Annotated in this window: 20 protein-coding genes and 1 tRNA gene; 7 read left to right on the forward strand and 14 right to left on the reverse strand. The window is 69.1% G+C overall.

The window, feature by feature from the left end:
• The first annotated feature begins 10 nt into the window (after positions 1 to 10).
• The 5 genes from ABZY89_RS00365 to ABZY89_RS00385 all read left to right on the forward strand — a co-directional run bounded on the left by ABZY89_RS00365 (position 11) and on the right by ABZY89_RS00385 (position 6945).
• Entirely contained in the window at positions 11 to 286 is a 276-nt protein-coding gene (locus ABZY89_RS00365) for a hypothetical protein (RefSeq protein ID WP_355223716.1), read from the forward strand.
• Positions 287 to 299: 13 nt separating this feature from the next.
• Positions 300 to 375: transfer RNA gene (locus ABZY89_RS00370), tRNA-Thr, on the forward strand.
• A gap of 226 nt (positions 376 to 601) precedes the next feature.
• Positions 602 to 2878, forward strand: coding sequence for an immunoglobulin-like domain-containing protein (locus tag ABZY89_RS00375; RefSeq protein ID WP_355223717.1), 2277 nt, complete (start codon positions 602 to 604; stop codon positions 2876 to 2878).
• A 10-nt stretch (positions 2879 to 2888) separates the two neighbouring features.
• Positions 2889 to 5444, forward strand: a complete 2556-nt coding sequence (locus ABZY89_RS00380) for an alpha-L-arabinofuranosidase C-terminal domain-containing protein (RefSeq protein WP_355223719.1) — start codon at positions 2889 to 2891, stop codon at positions 5442 to 5444.
• 10 nt (positions 5445 to 5454) lie between these two features.
• Positions 5455 to 6945 (forward strand): family 43 glycosylhydrolase, encoded by a 1491-nt coding sequence (locus ABZY89_RS00385; RefSeq protein ID WP_355223721.1) that lies wholly within the window; start codon positions 5455 to 5457, stop codon positions 6943 to 6945.
• Between the two features lie 158 nt (positions 6946 to 7103).
• Here ABZY89_RS00385 and ABZY89_RS00390 read toward each other — a convergent pair whose 3' ends face one another.
• Positions 7104 to 8405, reverse strand: a complete 1302-nt coding sequence (locus ABZY89_RS00390) for an MFS transporter (RefSeq protein ID WP_355223723.1) — start codon at positions 8403 to 8405, stop codon at positions 7104 to 7106.
• Positions 8406 to 8544: 139 nt separating this feature from the next.
• Here ABZY89_RS00390 and ABZY89_RS00395 point away from each other — a divergent pair, with 139 nt between their 5' ends.
• Positions 8545 to 9279 carry an SDR family oxidoreductase gene (locus ABZY89_RS00395; protein ID WP_355223725.1) on the forward strand — a complete coding sequence of 245 codons (735 nt, stop codon included), beginning with the start codon at positions 8545 to 8547 and terminating at the stop codon, positions 9277 to 9279.
• A gap of 20 nt (positions 9280 to 9299) precedes the next feature.
• Here the strand turns inward: ABZY89_RS00395 and ABZY89_RS00400 are convergent, their stop codons facing one another.
• From ABZY89_RS00400 to ABZY89_RS00460, 13 genes are all read right to left on the reverse strand, one after another.
• Positions 9300 to 10157 (reverse strand): alpha/beta hydrolase, encoded by an 858-nt coding sequence (locus ABZY89_RS00400; protein WP_355223727.1) that lies wholly within the window; start codon positions 10155 to 10157, stop codon positions 9300 to 9302.
• 40 nt (positions 10158 to 10197) lie between these two features.
• Entirely contained in the window at positions 10198 to 12735 is a 2538-nt protein-coding gene (locus ABZY89_RS00405; RefSeq protein ID WP_355223729.1) for a DUF6351 family protein, read from the reverse strand.
• A gap of 92 nt (positions 12736 to 12827) precedes the next feature.
• The gene (locus ABZY89_RS00410; protein WP_355223731.1) at positions 12828 to 14420 is read right to left on the reverse strand and encodes an MDR family MFS transporter; all 1593 of its coding nucleotides are present in this window, start codon (positions 14418 to 14420) and stop codon (positions 12828 to 12830) included.
• Between the two features lie 95 nt (positions 14421 to 14515).
• A complete protein-coding gene (locus ABZY89_RS00415) occupies positions 14516 to 15121 on the reverse strand; it encodes a TetR/AcrR family transcriptional regulator (RefSeq protein WP_355223733.1) in 606 nt (201 codons plus the stop codon).
• A gap of 73 nt (positions 15122 to 15194) precedes the next feature.
• Positions 15195 to 15683, reverse strand: coding sequence for a nucleoside deaminase (locus ABZY89_RS00420; RefSeq protein ID WP_355223735.1), 489 nt, complete (start codon positions 15681 to 15683; stop codon positions 15195 to 15197).
• 50 nt (positions 15684 to 15733) lie between these two features.
• The gene (locus tag ABZY89_RS00425; protein ID WP_355223737.1) at positions 15734 to 16321 is read right to left on the reverse strand and encodes a superoxide dismutase family protein; all 588 of its coding nucleotides are present in this window, start codon (positions 16319 to 16321) and stop codon (positions 15734 to 15736) included.
• A 48-nt stretch (positions 16322 to 16369) separates the two neighbouring features.
• Positions 16370 to 18145 carry a GMC oxidoreductase gene (locus tag ABZY89_RS00430; protein WP_355223739.1) on the reverse strand — a complete coding sequence of 592 codons (1776 nt, stop codon included), beginning with the start codon at positions 18143 to 18145 and terminating at the stop codon, positions 16370 to 16372.
• A complete protein-coding gene (locus tag ABZY89_RS00435) occupies positions 18145 to 19032 on the reverse strand; it encodes a hypothetical protein (RefSeq protein WP_355223741.1) in 888 nt (295 codons plus the stop codon). Before ABZY89_RS00435 ends, ABZY89_RS00430 begins: the two co-directional genes overlap by 1 nt.
• Positions 19033 to 19155: 123 nt before the next feature.
• On the reverse strand, positions 19156 to 20367 hold the full coding sequence (locus ABZY89_RS00440) for a helix-turn-helix domain-containing protein (protein WP_355223743.1): 1212 nt from the start codon (positions 20365 to 20367) through the stop codon (positions 19156 to 19158).
• Between the two features lie 91 nt (positions 20368 to 20458).
• On the reverse strand, positions 20459 to 21142 hold the full coding sequence (locus tag ABZY89_RS00445; RefSeq protein WP_355223745.1) for a hypothetical protein: 684 nt from the start codon (positions 21140 to 21142) through the stop codon (positions 20459 to 20461).
• 103 nt (positions 21143 to 21245) lie between these two features.
• Complete coding sequence (locus tag ABZY89_RS00450) at positions 21246 to 22583, reverse strand: MFS transporter (protein ID WP_355223747.1); 1338 nt, start codon at positions 22581 to 22583, stop codon at positions 21246 to 21248.
• Positions 22584 to 22608: 25 nt separating this feature from the next.
• Positions 22609 to 23619 carry a PDR/VanB family oxidoreductase gene (locus ABZY89_RS00455; protein WP_355223749.1) on the reverse strand — a complete coding sequence of 337 codons (1011 nt, stop codon included), beginning with the start codon at positions 23617 to 23619 and terminating at the stop codon, positions 22609 to 22611.
• A gap of 10 nt (positions 23620 to 23629) precedes the next feature.
• Positions 23630 to 24733, reverse strand: a complete 1104-nt coding sequence (locus tag ABZY89_RS00460) for an aromatic ring-hydroxylating dioxygenase subunit alpha (RefSeq protein WP_355223751.1) — start codon at positions 24731 to 24733, stop codon at positions 23630 to 23632.
• Positions 24734 to 24849: 116 nt separating this feature from the next.
• On the opposite strand from ABZY89_RS00460, the gene ABZY89_RS00465 reads away from it, so the two are divergent.
• Positions 24850 to 25443, forward strand: coding sequence for a PadR family transcriptional regulator (locus tag ABZY89_RS00465; RefSeq protein WP_355223753.1), 594 nt, complete (start codon positions 24850 to 24852; stop codon positions 25441 to 25443).
• Positions 25444 to 25447 lie beyond the last annotated feature (4 nt).

Raw genomic sequence — 25447 nt, forward strand, 5'->3', positions numbered from 1 at the left:
GAGACATCCTATGACTTTCCAAGGAAAGATCGTCTACCTCTATGAATCGCCGGCGGTCATCATTGAATCACCACCCCTGTGTCCGCAGTCGGTGGTTGACCCACGTTCAGAGAAGAGCAAAGCAACAATGAAGCACGGCGTACGCCGCTTGGGCCGCCTCATCGGCAAGGGCAAGCCCACCCGCATGACCATCGACGAGCACGTCGAGGCGCACCGTTTTAGTGTCGAGCGCGCAGTCTCGGTACACTCATCCGGTCCGCTCAACCAGAGCCGCTTCATGCGGTAACGGCTGACGGTACGCCGCCTTAGCTCAGTCGGCAGAGCGTCTCACTCGTAATGAGAAGGTCGTCGGTTCGATTCCGACAGGCGGCTCCACCAAAACCCTCGTCTGACCAGCCAGAACACGGCCGGAACGGCGGGGGTTTCCTCGTTTTCGTCCGCCGCGCGCGTCAGGGACCAGTCGGCGTGAGTGCTCACGCGAATTGCCTGACGACTCTTGACGACACCCTCGGGCCACTGGTTATGTTAGCGCTCACATTCATGTGACCGCAGTCACACATGAGTGCCCGGCGTTTGTCCAAAGCTGACCCCTGGAGCGCAGATGGACCAGTCGAACCCGACCCCCCACAACCCGCGCCGGAAGCATCTCGGGCGCACCCTGGCGGCGCTTGCCTCGCTGCCCCTGATCTTGGCAAGCCAGGTGACCACCGCGCCGGCGCAAGGCGCGAGCGACGTAGGGCTCGTCGTCCACTATCCCCTCGACCAGGTCACCGGCACCACGGTGGTCGACGAGTCCGGTGCTGGTCGTAACGGCACCCTGGCCGGTGACGCGACCTGGCTGGGCGGCGAGGGGCTGTCCCTCGGCGGCACCAACGGGCACGTCAGGCTGCCGAACGATGTGATGGCCGGTCTGACGTCGATCACCGTCTCGCTCGAGGTGAAGATCGCGGCGGACCAGGCCAATCCCTACTTCATCTGGGGCCTTGGCAACACCGGCGACAACGGCACGGGCAACGGCTACCTGTTCACGACCGGCAACGCCTATCGGACATCGATCGCCACCGGCAACTGGAGCACCGAGCAGACGGTCACGGCCGGCCGCAACCTGGCCCGCGACACCTGGAAGACCATCAGCTACACGCTCGCCGACGGCACCGCGGTGCTCTACGAGGACGGTGTCGAGGTCGCCCGCCGCACCGGCGTGACCATCACACCCGGTCAGATCGGCAACGGGGCCACGACCGCGAACTATCTCGGCCGATCCGTCTACAGCGGCGACCGTCATCTGAAGGGACAGCTGCGCGACTTCCGGATGTACGACCGCGCGCTGACGGCGGCAGAGGTCCACGAACTGGGCCATGTCACCGACGAGCAGCGCGTCGAGCGCGACCTCGCCTGGCTGGACCTGGGCGACACGTCCCGCGTCGTCAGTGACCTCTCGCTCCCGAGCAGCGGCCCGAACGGCTCCACCTTCACCTGGTCCTCCTCCGACCCTAAAGTCGTCTCCGCGACCGGCGACGTCACCCGTCCGCCCTACGGCAGCCCCGATGCCGCCGTGACGCTCACCGCCACCGCAGCCCACGGCTCCGCCAGTCAGGCCGAGGAATTCACCGTCAACGTGCCGGCAGACATCAGCGACGCGGAGAAGGTCACCCGCGCGACGGCCGCGCTCAAGGTCTGGGATGCCGACGGGATTCGCGGCAACATCACCCTGCCGACCCAGGGCCTGCACGGCACGAAAGTCAGCTGGACATCCAGCGAGCCCACTGTCGTGACCCCGACCGGCGAGGTCGACCGGCCGGCGTACGGCGAGAAGGCCGTCCGCCTGGCGCTCAACGCCACCGTGAGCCTCGGCAAGGTGAAGGAGAAGCGGCAGTTCCGGCTGACGGTCCTGCCGCTGCCGAAGCAGGAGCCGCTCGAGGGCTACACCTTCGCGTACTTCACCGGCGAGGGGACGGCCGACGGCGAGCAGGTCTACCTCGCCGCCAGCAGGGGCAACGACCCGCTTCACTGGGACGAGCTCAACGGCGGCCAGCCGGTGCTGCGGTCGCAGCACGGCGACAAGGGCGTACGCGACCCGTTCATCATCCGCTCCCCAGAGGGCGACAAGTTCTACCTGATCGCCACCGACCTCAAGATCTACGGCAACGGGGACTGGGACGCGGCGCAGCGCAGCGGGAGCCGCTACATCGAGATCTGGGAGTCCACGGACCTCGTGAACTGGTCCGAGCAGCGCCACGTCCGCGTGTCCTCGCCACAGGCCGGGAACACCTGGGCGCCCGAGGCCTACTACGACGAGGGGATCGGTGCGTACGTCGTCTTCTGGGCTTCCAAGCTCTACGACGAGGAAGACCCCGAGCACGCCGGCAACACCCACAACCGGATGGTCTACGTCACCACCAGGGACTTCCGGACCTTCAGCGAGCCCCAGGTGTGGATCGACCCGGGCTACTCGGTGATCGACTCCACCGTCGTCGAGCACGAGGGGACCTACTACCGGTTCACCAAGGACGAGCGGAACAACACCTCCACCACGCCCTGCAGCAAGTTCATCGTCGAGGAGAAGGCCACCTCGCTGCTCGACCTGGACTGGAGCTTCGTCGCCGAGTGCATCGGCAAGGCGACGGCCGACAACCCGGGCATCGACCGCGGTGAGGGGCCGACGATCTTCAAGTCCAACACCGAGGACAAGTGGTACCTGTTCATCGACGAGTTCGGCGGCCGCGGGTACGTGCCGTTCGAGACCACCGACCTGGACTCGGGCTTCTTCCGGATCTCCAGCGACTACCAGCTTCCCAGCCGCCCCCGCCACGGGACCGTCCTCCCGGTGACCAAGGCCGAGCTGGACCGCATCCGCACCGCCTACCGCGTGTTCTGAGGAGACCATCGTGCACAGAATCCGTCCGCTGACCGTCCTGTCCGCCGCCACCGTCCTCGCACTGCCCCTGTCCTACGCAGCGCCCAGCCTCGGCGCGGACCGACGAGTCGCTGCACCCGAACCCGACTACACGATCACGGCCCACGCCGGTCAGCCCGGTCCCGAGATCAGCGACTCGATGTACGGCGTCTTCTTCGAGGACATCAACTACGCGGCCGACGGCGGTCTCTACGCCGAGCTCGTACGGAACCGATCCTTCGAGTTCCTGCCGGCCGACAACCGCTCCTACACCGGGCTGACCGCCTGGACCCCGCGAGGAGAGGACGGAGGCAGCGGGACCGCGGCCCCCGTCGACGACGGCTCCCGGCTCAACGAGCGCAACCGCACCTATCTGCAGCTCTCGCTGGCCAACACCGCCGGTGGGACGTACGGCGTCTCCAACGGCGGCTGGAACAACGGCGTCGCGCTCGAGGCCGGCAAGAGCTACGACTTCTCCGTCTGGGCGCGCTCGGACACCGCCGGCGGTACGCCGCTGACCGTGTCGCTGCGCGACGAGACCGGTGCCACCTCGTACGCCGATCCGGTCCGAATCCAGGTGAACGGGGATACCTGGAAGAAGTACACGGGCACCTTCACCGCGACATCCAAGACCGACTCTGCGCGGTTGTGGCTGCAGGGCGAGGGCGTCGGCACCCTCCGCCTCGACATGGTCTCGCTGATGCCCGAGGACACCTTCATGGGCCGCGAGAACGGGCTGCGCAAGGACCTCGCCGAGAAGATCGCGGCGCTCGAGCCGGAGTTCGTCCGCTTCCCTGGCGGCTGTCTCGTCAACACCGGCAGCATGTCCGGCTACGACGCCGCCTCCGGCTGGCAGCGTGCCCGGTCCTACCAGTGGAAGGACACCGTCGGCCCGGTCGAGGAGCGGGCGACGAACGCGAACTTCTGGGGCTACAACCAGTCCTACGGGCTGGGCTACTACGAGTACTTCCAGTTCACCGAGGACATCGGGGCGATGCCGCTGCCGGTCGTGCCGGCGCTGGTCACCGGCTGCGGCCAGAATCGGGTCACCGACGACGAGGCCCTGCTGCAGCGCTACATCCAGGACACCCTCGACCTCATCGAGTTCGCCAACGGCCCGGTCGACTCCGAGTGGGGCGCCCTGCGCGCGGAGATGGGACACCCGGAGCCGTTCGGACTCACTCATCTCGGCGTCGGCAACGAGGAGAACCTGCCGGCGGAGTTCTTCGAGCGGTTCGAGAAGTTCCGCGCGGCCATCGAGGCGCGCTACCCGGAGATCACGATCATCAGCAACTCCGGCCCCGACGACCAGGGCGCGCTCTTCGACCAGCACTGGGCGCAGAACCGGGCCGCCGGCGTCGACATGGTCGACGAGCACTACTACAACTCCCCGACCTGGTTCCTGCAGAACAACGACCGCTACGACAGCTACGACCGCAACGGGCCGAAGGTCTTCCTCGGTGAGTACGCCTCCCAGGACAACAAGCTCTTCAACGCGCTGTCGGAGGCGGCGTACATGACCGGGCTCGAGCGCAACGCCGACGTCGTGCGGCTCGCGTCCTACGCCCCGCTGCTGGCCAACATCGATCACGTGCAGTGGCGCCCGGACATGATCTGGTTCGACAACGACCAGTCCTGGAGCTCGGCGAGCTACGAGGTGCAGAAGCTGTTCATGAACAACGTCGGCGACCGGGTCGTACCCAGCGAGGCGAGCGGCAAGGTGATCGAGCCGAAGCCCATCACCGGCGCCGTCGGCCTCTCCACCTGGGCCACCTCCGCGGCGTACGACGACGTGTCGGTCACCGCACCTGATGGGACCGAGCTGTTCGCCGATGACTTCGAGGACGGAAACGCCGAGGGCTGGAGCCCCTTGGCTAACCGGGGGAGCTGGTCGGTCGTCGATGGCGCGTACACCCAGACGGACGCCGCTGCCCAGGACACCCTGGTCAAGGGCTCGGACATCACCGCGAGCGACTACGACATCAACCTCAAGGCCAAGAAGCTGTCCGGTGCCGAGGGCTTCCTGGTCGCGTTCGGGGTGAAGGACTCCGGCAACCTCTACTGGTGGAACATCGGCGGCTGGAACAACACCCGCACCGTCGTCGAGAAGGCCACCAACGGCGGCAAGGAGACGCTGGTCGCCCGTGAGGGCCACTCGATCGAGACCGGGCGCACCTACGACGTACGGATCCAGGTCCGCGGCACCCATGTCCGGCTCTTCCTCGACGGCCAGCTCTTCCAGGAGTTCGACGACGACCAGGTCACCGAGCCGTTCGCGCAGGTCGTCACCCGTGACGAGGCGACCGGCGACCTGCTCGTCAAGGTCGTCAACGCCCAGGCCGAGCCGGCGGTCACCCGCATCGACCTCGGCGTCAAGGTCGCGTCCAGGGCGCAGATGACCGTCATCAGCGGCGACCCGGAGGAGCAGAACACCCGTACGGCGCAGCCCATCAAGCCGGTCACCAGCACCATCCGTGGCGTGGACAGCACCTTCACGCGCACGTTCGCGCCGTACTCGGTGACCTTCATCCGCATCCAGACCCGGTAGGGGAGCATCCATGTCCGATCACCTGAACCACCTCAGCCTCCGGGCCGGCCTCAGCAGGCGACACCTCCTGCAGGCCGGGGTCGGCCTCGGAGCGGCGGCCGCCCTCGCCGGGCAGGTCACGCCTGCTGCCGCGGCACCGCCCGTATCGATGCCCAGCGACGCCGAGATCTGGGGAGTGCCGACCCTGAACCCGCTGGTCGAGCGCCGGGCCGACCCGTTCGTGACCCGGCCTGTCGACGGGATGTACTACCTGACCGGCTCCGTGCCGGAGTACGACCGTCTGGTGATCCGCGGGTCGGCCTCGCTCGCCGGCCTCGCCACTGCGGCGGAGTCGGTGATCTGGCACCGCCCCGCCAGCGGGAAGATGGGCGGCCACATCTGGGCGCCGGAGCTGCACCACATCGACGGCCGCTGGTACGTCTACTTCGCGGCGGGCGACTCCGACGACGTCTTCCTGATCCGGATGTACGTCATGGAGTCGACGCTCGCCGACCCGCGCGACCCCGCGGGCTGGGGCGCACCGCAGCAGATCATCACGCCGTGGCAGAGCTTCGCCCTCGACGCCACCACGTTCGAGCACGCCGGCCGCCACTACCTGGTCTGGGCGCAGAGCGAGCCCGAGATCGCGGTGAACACCAGCCTCTACATCGCCGAGATGAGCTCCCCGTTCGCGATCAGCACCTTCCCGGCGCGGATCGCGACCCCGACCCGCAGCTGGGAGGTGCAGGGCTTCAAGGTCAACGAGGGGCCCGCTGTGTTGATCCGCAACGGCCGGATCTTCATGACGTTCTCGGCCAGTGCCACGGACTCGCGCTACTGCATGGGCCTGCTCACCGCCCCTGCGGACGCCGACCTGCTCGACCCGGCGTCGTGGGTCAAGAGCCCCGATCCGATGTTCACGACGAACGTGCAGACCGGGCAGTACGGTCCGGGCCACAACTCGTTCACGGTCGCCGAGGACGGCGTGACCGACGTGCTCGTCTACCACGCCCGGGACTATCGCGACATCACCGGCGACCCCCTCTACGACCCGAACCGGCACGCTCGGGTTCAGAAGGTGGTGTGGCACGCGGACGGCACACCCATGTTCGGGGTCCCGGTCGGGAAGGGCGGGCCGATCGTACGGCTCACTCCGCTGGACGCGCCGGGCTCGTTCGTACGCCACTACGAGTACGCCGTGCGGGTGGACCATGCCCCGAGAGAGCTCGCCGACAGCCAGTTCCGCTTCGTCCCCGGCCTGGCGGGCGACGGCTCGGAGTCGCTGCAGTCGGTCAACTTCCCCGACCGGTATGTCCGGGTCAGCGGCGGCATCGTCCGGATCGACCCGGTCGAGCCCGGGCCGGCGTACGCCGCTGAGGCCAGCTTCCGCCGGATCCCGGTCAAGGGCGGCATCTCGCTGCAGGTGGCCACGGACCGCGGCGAATACCTCCAGCACGACCGCGGTGCCCTCACCGTCGGCGGCACCGCGGGTCGGCGCTCCAGCACCTTCATCTTGACGTGAACATCGGTTACCAGATGTCGAGGTTTGGCGACGCTCGACTCAGGATGCGTGCTATCACTTCCGAGTGCGGTCCGGGCGCCCATGTTGCTGGAGTCCCCCCACTCGGTAGCGAGGGCGTCCAGGACCGCACGCCAGTTTCGCGTGGGCCGCGTCCATGGTCAGGCTCGATCCGCCGACACGACCTCGGCCGGCGGCTCGGAGTGGGGCCCGACCCACCAGACGACGGTGGTGACCACACCGATCAGGAGCAGCCCGCTGGTCAGCCAGAACGGATAGGTGCGGTCCATCCCCGAGAGCCACCCGGAGATCAAGCCGAACGGGGCGGCAGCGAGCATCACCGCGGTGCGCTGCAGCGCCATCACCCGTGACCGCTCGGCCTCGTCGACGTGGAAGGCGACGAGCGATTCCGAGAGCATGAAGAGCATCCCGGCGCCGAAGCTGTCGAGGAGGAGGCACACCCCGAGAAGCGCGTACGTCACGAGGTCGGCCTCACCCTCGGCGGCGGGGATCACGACGAGCACGAGTTGGCCGGCCAGATAGATGCCGAAGCCCCACAAGGTCGCCTGCTTGAGGTCGTGCCCCGAGGTCAGCCGGCGGATGAGGGTGAAGAGGAAGAGCACCGACAGCAGCGAGCGCACCATCGGGAAGAACGGCAGCACCGGGTCGGGTACGTGCAGGTGGTGGTTGACCAGGACCTGCCAGAACGTGGCGTTGACAAGGGTGACAGCCGCGACGAGGGCGGCGATGGCCAGCGCCAGCAGCGAGCCGCGCGAGCGGGCCAGCAGGCGCGCGGCCTCGCGGTAGCCGACGAAGAGCCGCCAGAGACTCTCGTGCCGGGTCTGCTCCATCCGGATCCGGCCCTGTCGGGTCTCGTGGGAGGCGGCGTACAACAGGATGATCTTGGCCAGCATCACGACCGCGGCGTTGATGAAGAGCACCCGCACCGCCGGCTCCATGCCGAACTGCGCGACCATGATGGCGGCGATCGGGGCGAAGAGCGCCGAGCAGTCGGCCGCGACCCGCACCAGGGAGTAGATGCCGGTGATCTGGTCGCGCTCCGCGTCCTCGACCATCAGGCAGTCCCAGGCGTTCGCGGTGACCTGCAGTGCGCCGTTGAGCAGCGACGCGGCCAGGAAAGCCCAGAAGTCCTGGGCGAACGCCCAGATCAGACACGGGATCACGAAGGCGATCACGTCGAAGACCGCGTTCGTCAGCCGACGTCCCATCCGGTCGGTGATGATGCCGCCGGCGAGCCCGAAGAACACCTGGGAGATCATCCCGGCGGTCGCGAGCAGCCCGATCTGTGCGTCGTGCAGTCCGAGCGTGAGCATGAAGACGGAGAGGTATGGCAGCACCAGTGCCATCGACAGACCCCACATCGGCTCGGTCCACACGCATGCGCGTGGGTTGCCACGGAGGTGGATCAGGGTGTGCCAGAGGGAGCCGGGGGAGGATGCCACCGGGACAGTGAACCAGGGGTGACATCAAGATTGAAAACGTTTTAGTGGGGCTTCCGCGACGTCCGATTGCCGCCAGAAGTGGCGGGGCGACATCGGTTGAATGGTTCATGAAGCAACCAATTCGAACGATGGGAAGCACATGAAGGTCGCCCTTGTCACCGGAGCCAGCCGCGGTATCGGCGAGGCCACGGCACGCCAGCTGGCCCAGAGCGGCAGCCACGTCATCCTGACCGCCCGCCGTCCCGAGGCGCTCGAGGCCGAAGTCGAACGGCTCAACCGCGACGGCCACTCGGCCTCGGCGCTCCAGCTGGACGTCACCGACCGCGACAGCGTGCAGCGCGCTGCGGACCATGTTGCCGCGACGTACGGGCGACTCGACGTGCTGGTCAACAACGCCGGGGTTCTTCCGGAGGCCACCAACCCTGAACCGGCCGAGGTCGTCGACCTCGAGATGTTCCGGATCACCTACGAGACCAACCTGATCGGCGCGGTCGCGGTCCTCGAGGCGTTCCTGCCGCTCATCCGCAAGAGCGAGGCGGGGCGGATCGTGAACGTGACGACCACGATGGCGTCACTGGCCGACCAGACCAACCCGGAGTCTCCCTACTACGGCATGGTCGTGCCCGCCTACCAGTCATCCAAGGCCGCGCTGAACAACGTGACCATCGCGCTGGCGAAGGCGCTCACCGAGACCCCCGTCAAGGTGACCTCGGTGTGCCCTGGATTCGTGCAGACCGACCTGACCCCGATCAACCGGGACAACGCACCCACCACGGCGGACCGGGCCGCCGAGGTCGTCGTCCGCGCGGCGACCCTGCCCGACGACGCCCCGTCCGGGACGTTCGTCGACGCCAACGGACCCGTGCCGTGGTGAGTGCCGTGTGAGAGCCCTCCTCAGCCGGCCGCGACCTCCGCGAGGAGGTCGGCGGCCGGGGCGGGGTGGACGAGCCAGCCGAGGTGGCTCGACGTCAGGGTGTGGACGGCGTACGGGTTGTCCGGGGTGAGGGTGTCACCCTCGCGGATCAGTCGGTCCTGCATCGCCGGCGGCATGCTGACGTCCTCGCTGAGACGTACGAAGGCACGGGGCACCGTGCCCCACGTCGAAGCCTGGGCGCGGTCCTCGGGACCACCGGCGTCGAGGTTCTCGTCGGGCTGGAAGGTGTTGAGGAACGTACGGAACTCGTCGTCGGTGCCGTCGGCCATGAAGGCGTGCTTGAGGCCGGCGAGGACCTCGGCGGAGGCGGTGCGGAAGTTGCAGCGCAGCAGGCCGACGTCGGCGGGGTTCGCGGCAGCTGCGCCGATCAGCGCGGAGGCGTCGAAGGAGGCCATCTCCGGCTCGGCGTTGTACGCCACCGCATCCAGCTCCACCGGGGCCCAGGCCGAGACGTAGACCATCGAGTCGATCAGGTCCGGCCGGGCGTTGGCGGTCGCGGTCAGGGTGATCCCGCCGCGGCTGTGCGCGACGACGATCACCGGGCCGTGCTCCTTGGCCCGCTCGAGCACCGAGACGAGACGAGCCACGTTGTCGGCGAGGGTGACGCCCTTGATCCCGCCCGGGGCCGAAGCGAGCTCGGCGAGGTCCTGGGGCGCCTGGTAGGCCGCCGGGAACGTTGCCTCGAAGCCGTGGCCGGGGAGGTCGACCGCGAGGGAGCGGAACCCGCGCAGGGCCAGCTCGGCCTGCAGTGGTGCGAACGAGAACGAGTTGGCGAAGGCGCCGTGGACGAGGACGAAGGTCGGCTCCGGGGAAGGCATGGGCGAGACCTTAGCGCCGACCCGGCGGGGACCGCTGATCTTATTCGTCGGTCGGGCCGCCGAACGGCGTCGACCGGGGCGCCGCGCCCATCGGCGTACCTCCGTAGACGACCGAGCCGTCGGCCCGCTGGTAGGTCAGCCATGGCACGGTCTTGGTGAAGCCGACACCCGGCTCGCTGTAGTCGCACACCCCTTCGGGGAACGCAGCCTCCAACCGGGTCCACTGCGCATCGGTGAGGCCGAAGGCGCCGTAGTCGTCGGTGCGACGCAGCGGCTTGAGCTGGCACTTGGCGTTGTCGGAGTAGTTGTTGTCGCCGGCCACGATCCGCGGCGTCGCGAAGTCGGTCTTGACCAGGTCGCTGACCGGTCCGAGCCCGCACACCAGGTCCGAGACCGGGTCGACGACGAGGTTGAGCGCGGGATCCAGGACCGGGCTGAGGGCGGGGTTCAGGCCGTCGAGCGCGCCGTCGGTCAGGTCGTCCACGAGCGGGTCCGCGACCGGCAGGAACAGGCCGTCCTCGCTGGAGATGCCCTGGGTCTGGGTGCACCGGTCGTGCAGGTCGCCCGGACGGTCCTGCACCACCTTGTCCGCCAGCGGTACGTCTCGCTCGTCCGCCTCGACCGAGGCCAGCCAGCGGTCCATCGCGAGCAGCGCCTCCTTGGAGTAGCTCGGGTCGCCGATGAGGGGTGTCACGCCGTACCAGATCACCTGGTTGTCGGCGTGACCCTGCTCCCGGATCAGCCGGTCGCGCATCGCCCAGGCCCACCGCGCGTCGTGCGCGACGCCCGGGTCCGGTCCGCGGTGGTCGATGATCGCCACGTCGGACAGGTTGCTGGCGGTGTTGACCATCCCGCTGCGGTAGGCGTTGGTGAGCGCCGTCGGGTCGGCGACCGAGCGTTGTGCCCGCGGCTGGACGTCGATGTCGAGCCCACCGATCTTCTCGTTGACGTCGACGAACTGCTCTGGCGTGATCGCCCCGGAGCGCAGCGCCTCGAGGCCGTACTGCACCCCGGTGTTGTCCAGCGGCGAGCCCGCGAAGCCGCGCCCGATCTGCTTCTCCTGGGGCGTCCACACACTCTCCGGCCGGGGGCCGAAGACGTTGATCGCACCGTCGATGATCGAGCACCGTACGCCGCCAGGGTTGCCGGCGGCGTCGTAGCGCTCCTGGTCGCTGACCCCGGCGCATGGGTGCGTCGGCATGACCGCCTGCTTGAACAGGCCCTCGTCGGCGGTGACCGCGTTGAGCGGCAGCAGGTGGCCCTCGACGGCCGCCCACTGCAGCGGGTTCCAGAACTTGCCGTCGGTGAGGCGCTGCGCGCTGCGCGCGCTTACTCCCTCGCTCGGCGCGGACGGACGAGCAAGCTCGCCGTCAGGCCTCGCTCCGGTCGTCTCGGAGCTCTCGAAGTACTTGCGGAGCAGGTGGTAGTCGGAGAACTGCAGGCCCGGCGAGAGCGAGTCGGGGTAGGAGCAGGTCACGACCAGGCCCTGGTAGATCCCGGGGTAGGCGTTCGCGATCGTCTGCTGAGCGATCGAGCCGCCGGAGCAGCCGCTGCCGATCGTGTAGCGCAGGTCGCCGTACGTCTCGACGAGGTGCTCCTTGGCCATCATCAGGGACTCGGCCGCGCTCGTCACGTTGCAGTTGTGGCCGGTGTTGGCCAGCGCGGTCGAGAGCATCGCGAAGCCGCGGCCGAGGGCGACGGTCGGGCTGTCGCCGAGGGCGTCCGCGACGACCGGGATGCCGAGATCGAAGGTGCCGGCGTAGTCGGCGGTCGGCGCGGTCCCGGTCTCGTGGTCCACCCCGCAGCTGCCGCCGTGGGGGACGAACAGCTTGTTGTTCCACTGCTGCTGCGGGCGCCAGCGCTGCCACGGCTTGCCGGGCTGCCAGAGCACGGCGATCCGGTACTGGTCGCGGTTCTGGTAGCCGGTCTCCACACGTACGACGAACGGCACCGTCACGCCCTCGTCGGTGGTCGTGGTGGCGACGTCGCGAGGCGGGTTCGCGGGATCGTAGGGCTGGAGGCCGTCGAGCAGCGGGTTGGTTGACCGGTAGAGCCAGCTGATCGTCGGCTCCTGGTTGCACTGTGCGTCCGTCGCGGTCGGCTGGCAGCGCCACGGCTGCAGCTGAGGTCCCGAGAAGATCGGCCCGCCGCGCGGGTGGTTGGTGATCGTGAGCCAGGCGCCACGACCGTCGGGCAGGCGCGCGGTCAGCTCGTTGGTCCCGACTCGCAGGCCGCGTACGACGCCCTCGATCTCGCCGTTGGGCCGCTCCGCGAAGGCGGCGGTGACGTCGCGGTCGCCCTTGCGGCGCGACGAGTGGCGGGTGTCGTCCAGCCCCCTTGATTGCTTCGGGCTCCGCTTCAGCCAGACCCGCAGGTCGTCGGGGTCGGCCCCGTCAGGCAGCGTGATCCGCACCAGGGCGTTGTCGTCGAAGACCAGGTCGGCCCGGTTGGAGAGCGTCTCCAGGACGATGTCCTCGGCCGGAGCGGGTGCCGCCGAGGCCGGTGCCACACCGAGCAGCATGCTCGCGACGAGGGCGGACACCGTCGCGATCGAGAGGGGCAGGGCGCGAGCGGGCATGGCATGCCTTTCCGAGATCTGCGCACGTCCCTCGAGTAGACGGTCGCCGTGACAGGAGAATGCCCCCTGCCACGGCGACCGTCAAGGAAGCCTCAGCCTGCGACTGCCTCCCCGCGGGCGACCATGCCGGCCTCGTCGGAGAGCTTGACCTCCTTGAGGAAGAGCGCGAGCGCGAGACCGAGGAGGATCAGCGGCACGAGATACCAGAACGCCGGTGCGAGCGCCTCGGTGAAGGCGTCGACGACCCAGGTGTGGAGCGGCTCGGGCAGCTGCTCGACAGCAGCCGGGGTGAGGCTCCCACCGGAGAACCCGGCACCATCGGCGGGCATCATCCCGGAGGAGGCCATCTTCTCGGCCAGGCCACCGAAGTTGTCGGTCAGTCGCGTGGTGAACACGGTCGTGAACAGCGCCGTACCGACGGTCGCACCGATCTCCCGGAAGAAGTTGTTCGCCGAGGTCGCGGTGCCGAGCTCGTGCGGGTCGACGGCGTTCTGGACGGCGAGCACGATGGTCTGCATGACCAGGCCCATCCCGGCGCCGAGCACGAAGATCATCAGCCCGAAGACGACCATCGACATGTCGCCGGTGATCGTGGTCAGCCAGGCGATCCCGGCCGCGGTGATGAGCAGACCGGCGATCGGGAAGATCTTGTAGCGGCCCGTCTTCGAGATCGCGATGCCCGAGCCGATCGCGGTCAGCATCATGCCGGCCATCATCGGCAGCATCAGCAGTCCGGAGCTGGTGATCGAGGCGCCGGTCGACATCTGCAGGAACGTCGGCAGCATCGCCATCGCCGAGAACATGCCCATCCCGAGCACCAGGCCGATCAGCGTGGTCACCGTGAAGGTCGGGTTCTTGAAGAGGCGCAGTGGGATCAGCGGCTCGGGCGCGAGGGTCTCGGTGACGATGAAGGCGGCCACCGAGGCCAGCGTGCCGACGAGCAGGCCGAGCAGCTGCGGCGAGGACCAGTCGTAGCCGTCGTGGCCGAGCGACTCCCACGAGGTCAGCAGCACGATGCCGCAGGTGGAGAGCACCATGAACATGATCCCCAGCCAGTCGACCGGGCGTCCGGAGCGGTGCGAGGGCAGCCGCAGGGCGAACCAGGCCACGGCGAACGCGATGATGCCGATCGGTACGTTGATCCAGAAGGTCCAGCGCCAGCCCGGCCCGTCGGTGAGCCAGCCGCCGAGGAGCGGCCCGATGACCGCGGAGATGCCGAAGAGGGCGCCCATCGGACCCATGTACTTACCGCGCTCGGAGGCCGGCACGATGTCGGCGATGATCGCCTGGGACAGGATCATCAGCCCGCCACCCCCGAGCCCCTGGAGACCACGGGCGGCGACCAGCTCGGGGAAGGTCTGCGCTATCCCGCCGAAGAGCGAGCCGAGCGTGAACAGGGCGACAGCGACCAGGAACGGCCAGCGGCGACCCCAGAGGTCGCCGAACTTCCCGTACAGCGGCATCACGATCGCGATCGCCATGATGTAGGAGGTGATCACCCATCCCTGGTGCTCGACGCCGTCGAGCTCTCCGACGATCGTCGGCATCGCCGTGCTCACGATCGTCTGGTCGAGGGAGGAGAGGAACATCGAGGCCATCAGGGCACCGAAGATCAGCCAGATCGTACGCGGCGTCAGCACGACCAACGGCTTGTCGGGCGCGTCGGGCGCGACCGTTTGACTCATGGGGTTGGACCTTCCAGGCAGGAGTTGAACAGGCAGGGTGAAGCGGTGGTGTCACACGGGTCCCGTGTGACATGAGAAGTCCCGAGAGAGCGCGGCTAGTCGTCGAGGAGCAGGCGGAGCTGGGCGACGGCCTCGGGCAGATGCGCCGCTGCATCGCCCTCGTAGCCCGACCGCGCCCACGCGAGCGCGCTCGATCGCATCAGCAGCCCGGCGACCATCCCGATCGTGTCGTCGTCGACAGGGGAGGGCCGTGCCGTACGTCGTTCGGCGAGCAGCTGCTCGAGCTCGCCGATGACGCGCTGGTGCCAGGCGATGTGTCGCTGGACGAGGCGGGGTTCGGAGACCATCAGCCGCATCGCCCGTTCGCCCTGCTCGATGTTGGGAGCGGCATTCCTCAGGAATCCCGCCACCAGCGCCTCCAGGTCGGTCATCAGCCGCCCCGACGGCCCGCCGGAGACGAACTGCGCGCGCACCTCGGCGTCCAGGTCGATCTCCTCGATGCCGAGGACCGCGTCGTCCTTGGAGTCGAAGTAGTTGAAGAACGTACGCGTCGACAACCCCGCCGCGGCGCTGATCTCCTCCACGGTGACGTCATCGAGCCCACGCTCGCCGACCAGTCGCTGAGCAGCCTCGATCAGCGCCAGCCGACGTTCCCGCTTCTGACGCGCGCGGGCGTTCGAAGGAGGGGCAGGCGTGGACACGTCACTATTCTTGCAGTGAGTGCAAGTTGCAGTCAATGCAAGAATAATGTGTTGGGGGTTACACCGAAGGCGCTCAGGCCCCCGCGGCCGCTTGGTGCAGCGCGCGGATCTCCTGGACGAGCTCGGGGACAGGACCGACGACCTCGACGGCGGGCGCCACCTCCTGGATCGGCAGCGCTCGTACCGGCGACTCACCCGCGCCCCAGCCGATCCGCCAATGCGTCAGCTGCTCGGAGGAGGCGATGTAGACGACTCGGCCCACGCCGGCCCAGCCCTGCGCCGCCGAGCACATCGGACAGTGCTCGCCGGAGGTGTACACGGTCGCACCGGCACACGTCTCCGGGTCGAGGTTCATCGCCGCCCAACGGGCGAGCGCGAACTCGGGGTGCGCCGTCGGGTCGCCCGTCGACGTCTCCCGGTTGCGGCCTTCGTGGAGCGCCTTGCCTGCGCTGTCGGCCAGGACGGACCCGAACGGGCCGTCGCCGTCCGCCAGCGCCTCGGCCGCAAGCTCCAGGCAGCGTCGCAAGTGGGCCATGTCAGTCTGGGTCAGATCGGTGGTCACCGTTCCAGTCTGCTGTCCCCGGCGGCGTACGTCGCTTCATTTCACGACGGTCAGCCGGCCTCGATCACCGCGCAGGCGATCCGGTCACCGGCGTCACCGGTCTTGGTGGTGTCCTCGTCCGGGCCCTCGGGGGCGTAGCGCTCCGGGACGTTGGCGTAGTTGTCCCGGTCCGCGTGGATCATCACCGCGCTGCCGTCCGCGTCGCGGAGGTCGTCGAGCGTGAAGGGGGCGGTGAACTCCAGGCTGGCGGTGCCGTCCTCGTTCACGAGGAGCGCCGGCAGGTCGCCGAGGTGCTCGCCGTGGGCGCTGTCGTCCGGGTTGAGGTGACCGCCCGCGGAGAGGAAGTCGCCGGTCTTCGACGGGTCGTCCGGGGCAGCGCTGTCGGCCTCGCACTTGCCGGTCGTGTGCACGTGGAAGCCGTGGTAGCCGGCCGACAGGCCGCTCACCCGGACGTTGATCTGGGTGGCGCCGTCGTCCTCCTCGATCTCGACGGTCCCGACCTTCTTCCCGTCGGGATCGTCGAGCTTCGCGCTCACCTCGTTGCGATCATCGGGGTCAGCATCTGCCCCCTCCCCACAGGCGGCGAGAGTGAGCAGGGCACCGGCAGCGAGAGCAGCAGCCGTTGCACGACGGGACATGGGATACCTCCACGAGAACGGGATCCGGTCACCTCCACCGTACGTTCCCTAGAGCCCCAGCTTCACGAGGCCGCGCGAGATCCGCGAGTCGGTCGAGATCACCGGCGATCCCTTCGCGACCCACGCCTCGCCATCGAAGTAGCGAGTCACGATGTGCTCGCTGATCCGGGTGACCATCGCCTGCATCGTCAGCGTCGGGTTGGGGCCGCCCACCGAGTTGGGCAGCGCGGAGTTGTCGGCCACGAAGAGCCTCTTCACCGCCCGGGTCTCCCCGCTGTGGTCGACCACCGAGTTGTCCTCGGACTCGCCCATCCGCATCGTCGAGTGGACGTGCAGCGGAAGCGCGGGCCAGTCCATCCGGTAGACCTTCTTCGCCCCGGCGCCCCTCAACAGCTTGGCGGCCTCGCGGGCGAGGAACTCGCGGTTGCGCTGGCTGCGGGAGGTGCGGTGGCGGTTGTCGAACCGGACCTTCGGGATCGGGCCGTTCTCGTCGGCGGGAAGGGTGGACAGGGTGACCCGGTTGCGGGCGGAGACGTCGTCGTCGACGATGCTCACCACGTTGAGGATGTTGTCGAGACCGTGAGCGAGTACGTCCTTGAGCTCCGGACCGATCAGCCGGCCGGTCTCGCCGTCCCAGGGGCCGGTCATCCCGCGCCCGTTGGAGTACTGCCCCCGGATCCCGCTGTCGGAGAAGGTCATCGTGAACGCCTCGATGCCCGGCATCAGGCCGACGTTCATGTTCATCCCGTAGCCCGGGTAGTCGGTACGCGCCGCGGAGGCCGGACCCTTGGAGCTGCCGACGTTCTCGTCGAAGAGGCCGAAGGTCCAGTCCAGGTAGTGGTCGGTGAACCCGCGACCGACCCAGTCGTTGGGATTGGGCAGGTCGCTGTTGAACCACAGCCGGGGGTTCTCCACGGCGCCGCCGGACATCACCACGACCTTCGCGTCCTCGGTGTGCACCATGCCCGTCGGGTTGTCCAGCCAGGTCACACCGGTCGCGGTCAGCTCGCCGCGTACGTCCTCGGTACGGATCTTGGTGACCGTCGCGTCGGTGACCAGCTCGACGGCCTTGCCGCCGTCGGCCCAGGACTCTGCGGTGAGCGCCATCGGCATGTAGCTGTTGTCCGTGGAGCGCTTCGCGACCAGGTTGCGAGGCGCCTTGTCCGGCGATGCGCAACCCTGGAAGCAGTGGCCGCAGAACGTGCAGCCGGTCGCCTGCGGGAACTTCAGCAGGTTGGCGTCGTTCGTCCGGCCGGCGGTGCCGCCCGGCTGGAGGATCGCGTTCTCCTGGGGCCGGTAGGACGCCTCGAGCGTCGTCTTCGTCTTCTGGACCGGAAGTCCGAGGGTCTCGCAGCCGCGGAGGTAGACCGACTCCTTGGTGCCGACGGCGGCCGTCTGCACCGGCAGCGTCGTCTCCACCCATTCGAAGTACGGCACCAGGTCGGCGTAGGAGAACGGGAAGAGGTGGTCGACGTCGTAGAGAGCGGCGTCGGGGCCGTCGTACCCGGCGAAGACGCCGGGATAGGCCCGCGGGCTGTTGCCGAAGTAATGCTGGGTCGTCCCGCCGACCCCGGAGACCTGCCACAGGAAGGAGTTCTGCGGCAGCTCGCGGTAGGCCGCGGGCTTGGAGCGGTCCTCCTGGCCGACCCGGAGGTAGCCGGTCAGCGGGTTGTTGGCGTCGTTCTCCAGCCGGCTCCACTGCTCGCGAGGCTTCGCGTGCCGCGGCCCGCCCTCGATCACGAGCACGTCGAGCCCCTGTGCGGCGAGCTCCTTGGCGGCGACCGCGCCCCCACCTCCGGCTCCGATGATGATCACGTCGCGCATCAGCGGGCGCTCACTTTCTGTCGTCCCTGGTAGTAGCCCTTGAACTCGTTCCAGCCGTCCATGCTCCCCGGGTCGTACTTCGACAGCTTCCATCCGACCGGCGGCCTGCTCACGGTCAGGTTCGCGGCGTCGAAGGTGGACCACTCGCAGTAGGTGCCGAACGCCGAGAACTCCAGCAGGGCTCCGGCGATGAACTGCAGGATGCCCGAAACGGTGCCCTTGAGGGGCTCGGGCAGCTCGGCGTCGATCGCGCCGACGAGCTGCGGGTCGGCCTGCTCGAGAAGCTCGAAGACCTCGGCCTTCTTCGCGAAAGAGAGCCGGGAGAACGGTGAGAGGTGTGGCCCGACCGCCGATCCGGGATCGACCCGAACCGCCTGGGCATTGAGGAGCAGTGCGATCACCGCGGACAGCGGGAGCGCTGAGTCGTTGCGGAGCAGCAGCTTGACGGCGTCGTCGAGGTCGGCGAGCAGGCTGTTGGTCACCAGCGGGAGGCCGTTGGGAACCACGATCGGCACATCCGCGAGCCCGTTCGCGAGCGCCCGGCCGACCGCCGTCGCGACCTGGTCCGACAGCGGGACGTAGTTGTCGAGCGACTCGATCAGGAAGTCGGGGGTCTTCGCCTCCATCGCGCCCGGCTCCTGGCGCGGGGTCCCCTGGGTCCTGGAGTAGGCGTCGGGCCCGGGTGCGACGAAGACCGCGAGGCCGTTGAGCGTGTCCCGGGCGATCTCGGCCAACAGCTTGGCGACCACCGTGACCAGCGGGTCCGCCGGGGATCCGCTGGCTACGGCCCTTGCGGCTCCGGGCACCACGGTGCCCGCCGCGGCCAGGGCCCCCAGCACCCCGACGCGGGTCAGGAAGAAGCGACGATCGATTTGTGGTGTCCCCATGACACATACCTCCGAGCTCGATGCGCGTCTCACGGTGCCACCGGCTCCGGGCCGGCGGCATCAGCGACACGCACAGAGTTGGAGGCGCCCAGCTGTGCTGCGGCACAGTTAGGCTCGCCTGAATCAAGAGGCCAGAAGCGCCAGTCGGAGCAGCAGCTGGTCGCGTCCGTCGTCGAGGCGGCAGCCGGTCAGCTCCTCGATCTGCTTGAGGCGGTAGACCACCGTGTTGCGGTGGCAGTGCATCTCGGTCGCCGTCTCCGAGGTGGATCGGTTGTTGGCGAACCAGCGGTCCAGGGTGTCGAGGAGCGACTCCTGCTTGTCGAGAGGGACGGTGAGCAGGTCGCCCAGGGCGCGTGTCCGGATCCGGTCCGCGATCGGACGGCTCGCGGCCACCAGCACCTCGGGGAGCCGCTCGGTGAGAGCGGCGACGCCGGGCTCGTCGGCCCCCAGGCTGGCCAGGACCAGCTCCGCCATCCGGAACTCGGTGAGTACGTCGGCCAGGCCGACCGTCTCCTGGGAGACGCCCGCCCAGCCGTCGACGATCGACGACAGCCGTTCCACGAGCTGTGCGATCGTCGCCGGTCCCAGGTCGACGAGCCCGATCTCGCGGTCGGCCCGCAGGCGCCACTCGGAGCGGAAGCCCGCAGCAGCCAGCGCCGCTCCCGGCGAGGGGGGAGGTCCGGTCGCCGAGGTGCGGTGCCGGATCACCACGACCGCGATCCTTGTCTCCGAGGTCAGACCCAGGATTCGCATCGCCTCGGCGGCGAACCCCGGGTCCGCGCCGCGCCCCTCCAGCAGGCCGTCGAGGATCGCCTGCCTGCGTTCGGTGTCGCGCCGCTCGGCCTCGAGCTCCCGCGTCCGGTACTCGTCGGCGACCGCCGTCGACATCAGGTCGATGAGCTGCATGACCTGTACGGCACTGTCCAGGAGCTCGTCCAGCAGCTCGGGAGCCCGCGAACGGGCCTCGTCGAGGAGCGCGGCCCAGAGCACCTCGGTGCCGAGGCGGTACGCGTGCAACAGCGACTCCAGCGGGAAGCCGGCGTCCGCCCGGCGTCGCGCGGTGGTCTGAGCAGCGTCGAAGACGTTCACCCCTGGCGGCACCTGGTCGGCCAGCGACTGGAGGGAGCGCAGCATGTTGTCGCGACAGGACCTCAGCAGCTCATCCGCCGCGATCAGGTCGGTGGTCGCGTAGCGCTCGTCCTTGTCCTGCAAGGTGTCCCGCAGCACGGTGGCGAGTTCCTCCGCGCGCGGCAGCAGACGCTCCGCAAGGGCACGGGTGATCGCCGAAGACTCGGGGGTTGACGATGACGAATCCGCAGAGCGCTGGTCGGGCATGTGCTGGAGGCTATCAACGCGGCACCCGAGGCCGCCTGCAGTGATTTGTGCAGTCCGCACAGGGCCGTATGGCTGCCGTCACAGCCGCTTCTCAGCAGCCGTCGCGGAGCAGGCCCGGCTGGCGTCCGACGGAGACCTCGATGAACTCGATCTTCGCGTCGCGGGTGTTGCCGGAGAGCAGGAAGCCGATCCAGCGGTCGCCGTCCTTGACGACCCACGTCGTCTGGCCGTAGTCGTTGGTCTGCTGGGCGCCGGTCCCGTAGATGTCCTTGAGGACCATCAGGGAGTCGCCGATCGTGACGCCTCGAGCGGTCTCCAGGACGGGCTTGCTCATCCCGAAGGAGACGATCTCGCCCTGCTGGTCGTAGGTGACGTCGACGCCGTCGCCGACCTGGTCGGCCCACCTCCAGTGCTTGCCCTCGCAGGCCTCCTCGCGCGCGGTGTCGCGGGTCATCCAGCCCTGCTGCACGAGAGAACGTACGTTGCCCTCGGCCTTGATCCGCCCGAAGGCCCCGGGCGCCAGCGGACCGCCCCAGTCGAGCTTCGGCGTCGGCTCGGCCGTGACCGGGACCTCTGACGGGGCCGGTGTCGGCGTGGGTGTCGCGGACGGCTCGGAGGACGGAGCTGAGGACGGAGTGGACGGCGCCGAAGAGGGGGCCGCGGAGGGCGAGCCGGCCGCCGGGGCCGGGTCGCTCCCGCACCCGGCGAGGCCGAGCAGACCGACAACGGCGGTCGCCGCGAGCGCGGCACGGAGCTGGATGCGGGATGAAGACATGGGTGGACTCCTCGTCTGTCGTACGCCCCGAGCGGGCGTCCTGCCGATCTAGACGGTCCACGGCCCGTCCCGGTTGCAGCCGGGACGGGCCGATTCCCCGTGGTTAGGCCGAGGCCATGTCGGGAACGGTCCGAGCAGCCTGCCCGGTCCGCAGGAAGAGCAGCGCGACGGCGGAGATCGCGACGACGACGGCAGCGCCGACGTACAGGTTGACCGGCGTCCACGAGGCGTCGAGCAGGCGCCCGGCGAGCATCGGCGACAGGATCGCCCCGATGCGGCCGATGCCGATCGCCCAGCCCATGCCGGTGCTGCGGATCTCGGTGCCGTAGACCGCCGGGGTGATCGTGTAGAGACCGGCGATGCAGCCGTTGATGAGCGCCCCGACGACCACGCCGATGATGAGCGCGACCGTGAGCAGGGCCGTGCTGGTGATGAAGACGACCATCGTCAGCGCCGAGAGCACCGTGAAGCCGATCAGGACCAGGCGGCTGTCCAGCCGGGAGGCGACGAGGCCGTAGAGGACCGAGCCGGCGGTGCCGCCCAGCGCCAGCATCATTCCGGCGGTGACCGCGTCCGCCTCGGACATCCCGGAGGTCACCAGCAGCTGCGGGGTCCAGCTGTTGACGAAGTAGAAGCCGAACATCGTCGCCAGGAACGCCACCCAGATGAGCAGGGTCGAGCGGCGCAGGTCGGCGCTCAGCAGTACGCCGGGGTTGCCGCTGCGATGCCGGGTCGTCGGCCGCGGCGCGGCCTCCAGCGCGTCCGAGGTGATCGCGGGCTGCCCGAGCCGCCCGAGGATCCGGTTGATCCGCTCGACGGCCTGCCGCGGCCGGCGCTGGACCAAGAAGTCGACCGACTCGGGCAGCAGCACGACGAGGAGAACCAGCGCGATCCCGGTCGCGACGCCGCCGGCGACGAAGACGCTGCGCCAGCCGAGGTCGGCCAGCATGCCGCGCGCGGCCACACCGCCCAGGGTGGCGCCGATGCCGTAGCCCGCCGTGTAGAGGCCGATCGCCAGACCGCGCCAGCGCGCGGAGGCGTACTCGCTCGCGATCACGTTGGTGCTGGCCAGGATGCCGCCGACCCCGAGCCCGGTGACGACGCGGGCGAGGCCGAGCAGGAGGGCGGTCGGAGCGGCGGCGGAGAGCAGCATGCCGAGGGTCGCCAGGCCGACGCTGATCAGGATCAGCGGCCGGCGTCCGATGACGTCGGCGACCGGGGCCAGCGCCAGCGAGCCGACCGCCATGCCGACGAGCCCGGCGCTCAGCAGCACGCCGAGCTCCGAGCCGCTCAGCGCGAACTCCTCGCTCAGCGACGTGGCGGTGAAGGCCATCGCCATCACGTCGAATCCGTCCAGACAGTTCAGCAGGACGCAGAGGGCGACGACCATCCACTGGTAGGGAGTCATCGCGGCGGCGTCGATGCGCGCACGAAGGTTCATCTCGGGTCTCTTTCGGGGTGGGGGTTCACGGAAGATGCAGGGTCACGGCGGCGGGTTCGGCGGTGTCGCCGGGTTCGCCGCGGGCGGCGCGTGCGACGCAGAGGCACAAGGACGCGCACGTCTCCTTCTGCGGCTGGCTCAGGAAGACGTCTCGGTGGTCGATGCGGCCGCTGACGTCGAGGACCTTGACCTGGCAGATCCCGCACTCGCCCTTGCGGCAGTCCCACATCACGTCGACGCCGGCGTCCTCGAGCGCGTCGAGCATCGAGCTGTCCTTGCCGACGCGGACCGACCGGTCGAGCTGGGGGAGGTGTACGACGAAGTCCTCCGCCGCCCAGGCGCCGCTGCTGCCGAAGGTCTCGAACCGCAGGTTGGGCTCGGGCAGCTCATGGGCGACCCAGGAGCGGCGGATGGCGTCCATCAGCCGGATCGGCCCGCACATGTACATCTCGATCCGCGCCGCTGCCGAAGAGCCGGCGATCTCGCCGACCAGCGCCTCCACGTCCAGGCGTACGTCCTCGTCGTCGACGAACACCCGCACCCGATCGCCGTGCATCTCGACGAGCTCGTCGAGATGGGCCATTACCGCGCGCCGCCGGCCGGCCAGGACGAGCGTGTAGTCGGCGCCGCGGCGGCGCAGGGTGTCGGCCATCGCCACCAGCGCGGTGATGCCGATGCCGCCGGCGACCAGCACGTAGCGGTCGGCGCCGACCCCGAGCGGGAAGCTCTGGACCGGACCGGTCATCTCGACCACGTCCCCGACGCGGAGGCCGTGCATGTGGCGGGACCCGCCGCGTGAGCTCGCGGCCAGCTGCACCCCGAGAGTGAGCCGGCGGCCGCCGTCCTCGGAGCGTACGACCGAGTAGGACCGCTTGCGGACATGCCCGTCGAGATCGAGCCGGAGGTCGATGTGGGTGCCGGGCGCGGCGTGGACGGCGTGGTCGGGGCAGAGCACGATGCGGCGTACGCCTTCGGCGAGCTCATCGGTCTCGGCCACACGGCCCTGCTGCCACCAGGTCTGGGTGTTCACTGCCATGGCGGCTGCCTCACTTCGCAGCCGCAGCGGCGGGGAGACCCTCCGCCTGCAGCATGCGGTCCAGGATCCGGCGTACCCACATCCCGCCGGCGTCGATGTTGAGGCTGTAGAACTCGTGCTCCGGGTTGGCGTCGATCGCGCGCTGCTGCGCGGCCAGCATCTCCTCGTCCTCGCCGAAGACGCCGTGGACGCCCTGGCGCAGCTGGGTCGTGATCGTCTGGCTCTCCAGGCGGTAGTTGCGCATGAAGGCCCAGAAGTAGTGCGACGTGCGCGCGGTCTCGGGGGTGATCGTGTTCATCACGAAGCCGTTGACGCCCTGGCTGCGGTCACCCTCGGGGGCGCCGGTGCCGGCCTTGGCGACGCCGACGTCGATGCGGATCGTCGAGGGGGCCTCGAAGTGGATGATCTGCCAGCGGTCGACCTTCCCGCTGAAGCCGGGGAACCGGTCGCGCATGTTCTTGAGCCAGAACGGGGGCGCGTCGATGTCGCGCATCCAGCGGGTCACGGTCACGCCGCGATCGGTGTGGCTCACCTCGAACTCGGCCTCGGAGAGCTCGTCCTGCCCGATGCTCGAGCTGTGCACGAACTCCTCGTGGGTGAGGTCCATCAGGTTGTCGAGCACCAGCTGGTAGTTGCAGGGCGCGTAGATCGTCTCGCCGTCGCCGGCCCACTCCGGGGAGTCCATCTGGTGCATGTCGGGCACGGCGTCGGGGTCGGCCAGGTCGGGGTCGCCCACCCAGACCCACACGTAGCGATAGCGCTCGACGACCGGGTAGGACGGGACGATCGCGCTCGGGTTGATCGTCTCCTGCGCGGGCATGCTCGTGCAGCGGCCGGCCGAGTTGTAGCGCAGCCCGTGGTAGGGGCACTGGATCTCGTCGCCGAGCACCTTGCCCTTCGACAGCGGCGCCAGCCGGTGCCAGCAGGCGTCGGCCAGGGCGACGGCGCGACCGTCGCTGTTGCGCCACAGGGCCAGCGGGCGGCCGGCGATGGTGCGGGCGAGCGGCTGCTTCGCGGTCACCTCGTGGTCCCAGGCCGCGACGTACCAGGCGTTGCGGGGGAAGTTGAAGATCTTGCTGGCTGCGGTGACCGGCGGCGATTCCAGGATGGTCATGTCGAAACTCCCTATGGAGATAGGTGTTGTGCTCGTCACAAACTACCTATCTCTATAGTTAGTGGCAAGAGGCGGGTACGCTCGCGCCACGATCACTGCGTGAAGAGGGGGTCACGATGTCGCTGAGGTATGCGCTGCTCGCGCTGCTCACCTCACGCCCGATGACCGGCTACGACGTCTCCAAGCAGTTCAGCCAGTCGGTCGCCCACGTGTGGCACGCTCCCGACTCGCAGATCTACCCGGAGCTGAACCGCATGGAGCGCGACGGCCTGCTCGAGTCCGCGGTCGTGCCGTGGGGCAAGAAGGGCACCAAGAAGGAGTACGCCGTCACCGAGGCCGGGGTGAAGGCCTTCCGCGAGTGGATGGACTCGCCCATCGAGATCCGCCGGCAGCGGGAGCCCGCCTACCTCAAGGCGGCCTACCTCGAGTGGGCCGAGCCCGGCGCCGCGCGGGCCGAGCTGGAGCAGTTCCGCGACCACTGGACCGAGCACCTGGCGATGCTCGAGGCCACCCGTGCCACGCTCGTCGACCGCAGCCACCCCACGTTGGCCCGACGGCTCGAGCACTACGACGCGAGCCAGTGGGACCGGATCGTGCGCTACAAGATCTTCGCCTACGACGGCCTGATCGACCAGGCGCGTGCCGCGGTCGCCTGGGCCGAGCGCGGCCTCGTGCTCGTCGACGAGCTGGAGGGCTCGACCGTCGACTGAGTCG

Source organism: Nocardioides sp. NPDC006303, assembly GCF_040613175.1.
Lineage (GTDB): Bacteria > Actinomycetota > Actinomycetes > Propionibacteriales > Nocardioidaceae > Nocardioides.

Coding starts and splice junctions, on each gene's coding strand:
- ABZY89_RS00400 (WP_355223727.1), bottom strand. CDS start 10,157: ATGCCTTCCCCGGAGCCGACCTTCGTCCTCGTCCACGGCGCCTTCGCC.
- ABZY89_RS00450 (WP_355223747.1), bottom strand. CDS start 22,583: ATGAACCTTCGTGCGCGCATCGACGCCGCCGCGATGACTCCCTACCAG.
- ABZY89_RS00395 (WP_355223725.1), top strand. CDS start 8,545: ATGAAGGTCGCCCTTGTCACCGGAGCCAGCCGCGGTATCGGCGAGGCC.
- ABZY89_RS00430 (WP_355223739.1), bottom strand. CDS start 18,145: ATGCGCGACGTGATCATCATCGGAGCCGGAGGTGGGGGCGCGGTCGCC.
- ABZY89_RS00440 (WP_355223743.1), bottom strand. CDS start 20,367: ATGCCCGACCAGCGCTCTGCGGATTCGTCATCGTCAACCCCCGAGTCT.
- ABZY89_RS00365 (WP_355223716.1), top strand. CDS start 11: ATGACTTTCCAAGGAAAGATCGTCTACCTCTATGAATCGCCGGCGGTC.
- ABZY89_RS00375 (WP_355223717.1), top strand. CDS start 602: ATGGACCAGTCGAACCCGACCCCCCACAACCCGCGCCGGAAGCATCTC.
- ABZY89_RS00425 (WP_355223737.1), bottom strand. CDS start 16,321: ATGTCCCGTCGTGCAACGGCTGCTGCTCTCGCTGCCGGTGCCCTGCTC.
- ABZY89_RS00405 (WP_355223729.1), bottom strand. CDS start 12,735: ATGCCCGCTCGCGCCCTGCCCCTCTCGATCGCGACGGTGTCCGCCCTC.
- ABZY89_RS00410 (WP_355223731.1), bottom strand. CDS start 14,420: ATGAGTCAAACGGTCGCGCCCGACGCGCCCGACAAGCCGTTGGTCGTG.
- ABZY89_RS00445 (WP_355223745.1), bottom strand. CDS start 21,142: ATGTCTTCATCCCGCATCCAGCTCCGTGCCGCGCTCGCGGCGACCGCC.
- ABZY89_RS00460 (WP_355223751.1), bottom strand. CDS start 24,733: ATGACCATCCTGGAATCGCCGCCGGTCACCGCAGCCAGCAAGATCTTC.
- ABZY89_RS00465 (WP_355223753.1), top strand. CDS start 24,850: ATGTCGCTGAGGTATGCGCTGCTCGCGCTGCTCACCTCACGCCCGATG.
- ABZY89_RS00455 (WP_355223749.1), bottom strand. CDS start 23,619: ATGGCAGTGAACACCCAGACCTGGTGGCAGCAGGGCCGTGTGGCCGAG.
- ABZY89_RS00435 (WP_355223741.1), bottom strand. CDS start 19,032: ATGGGGACACCACAAATCGATCGTCGCTTCTTCCTGACCCGCGTCGGG.
- ABZY89_RS00385 (WP_355223721.1), top strand. CDS start 5,455: ATGTCCGATCACCTGAACCACCTCAGCCTCCGGGCCGGCCTCAGCAGG.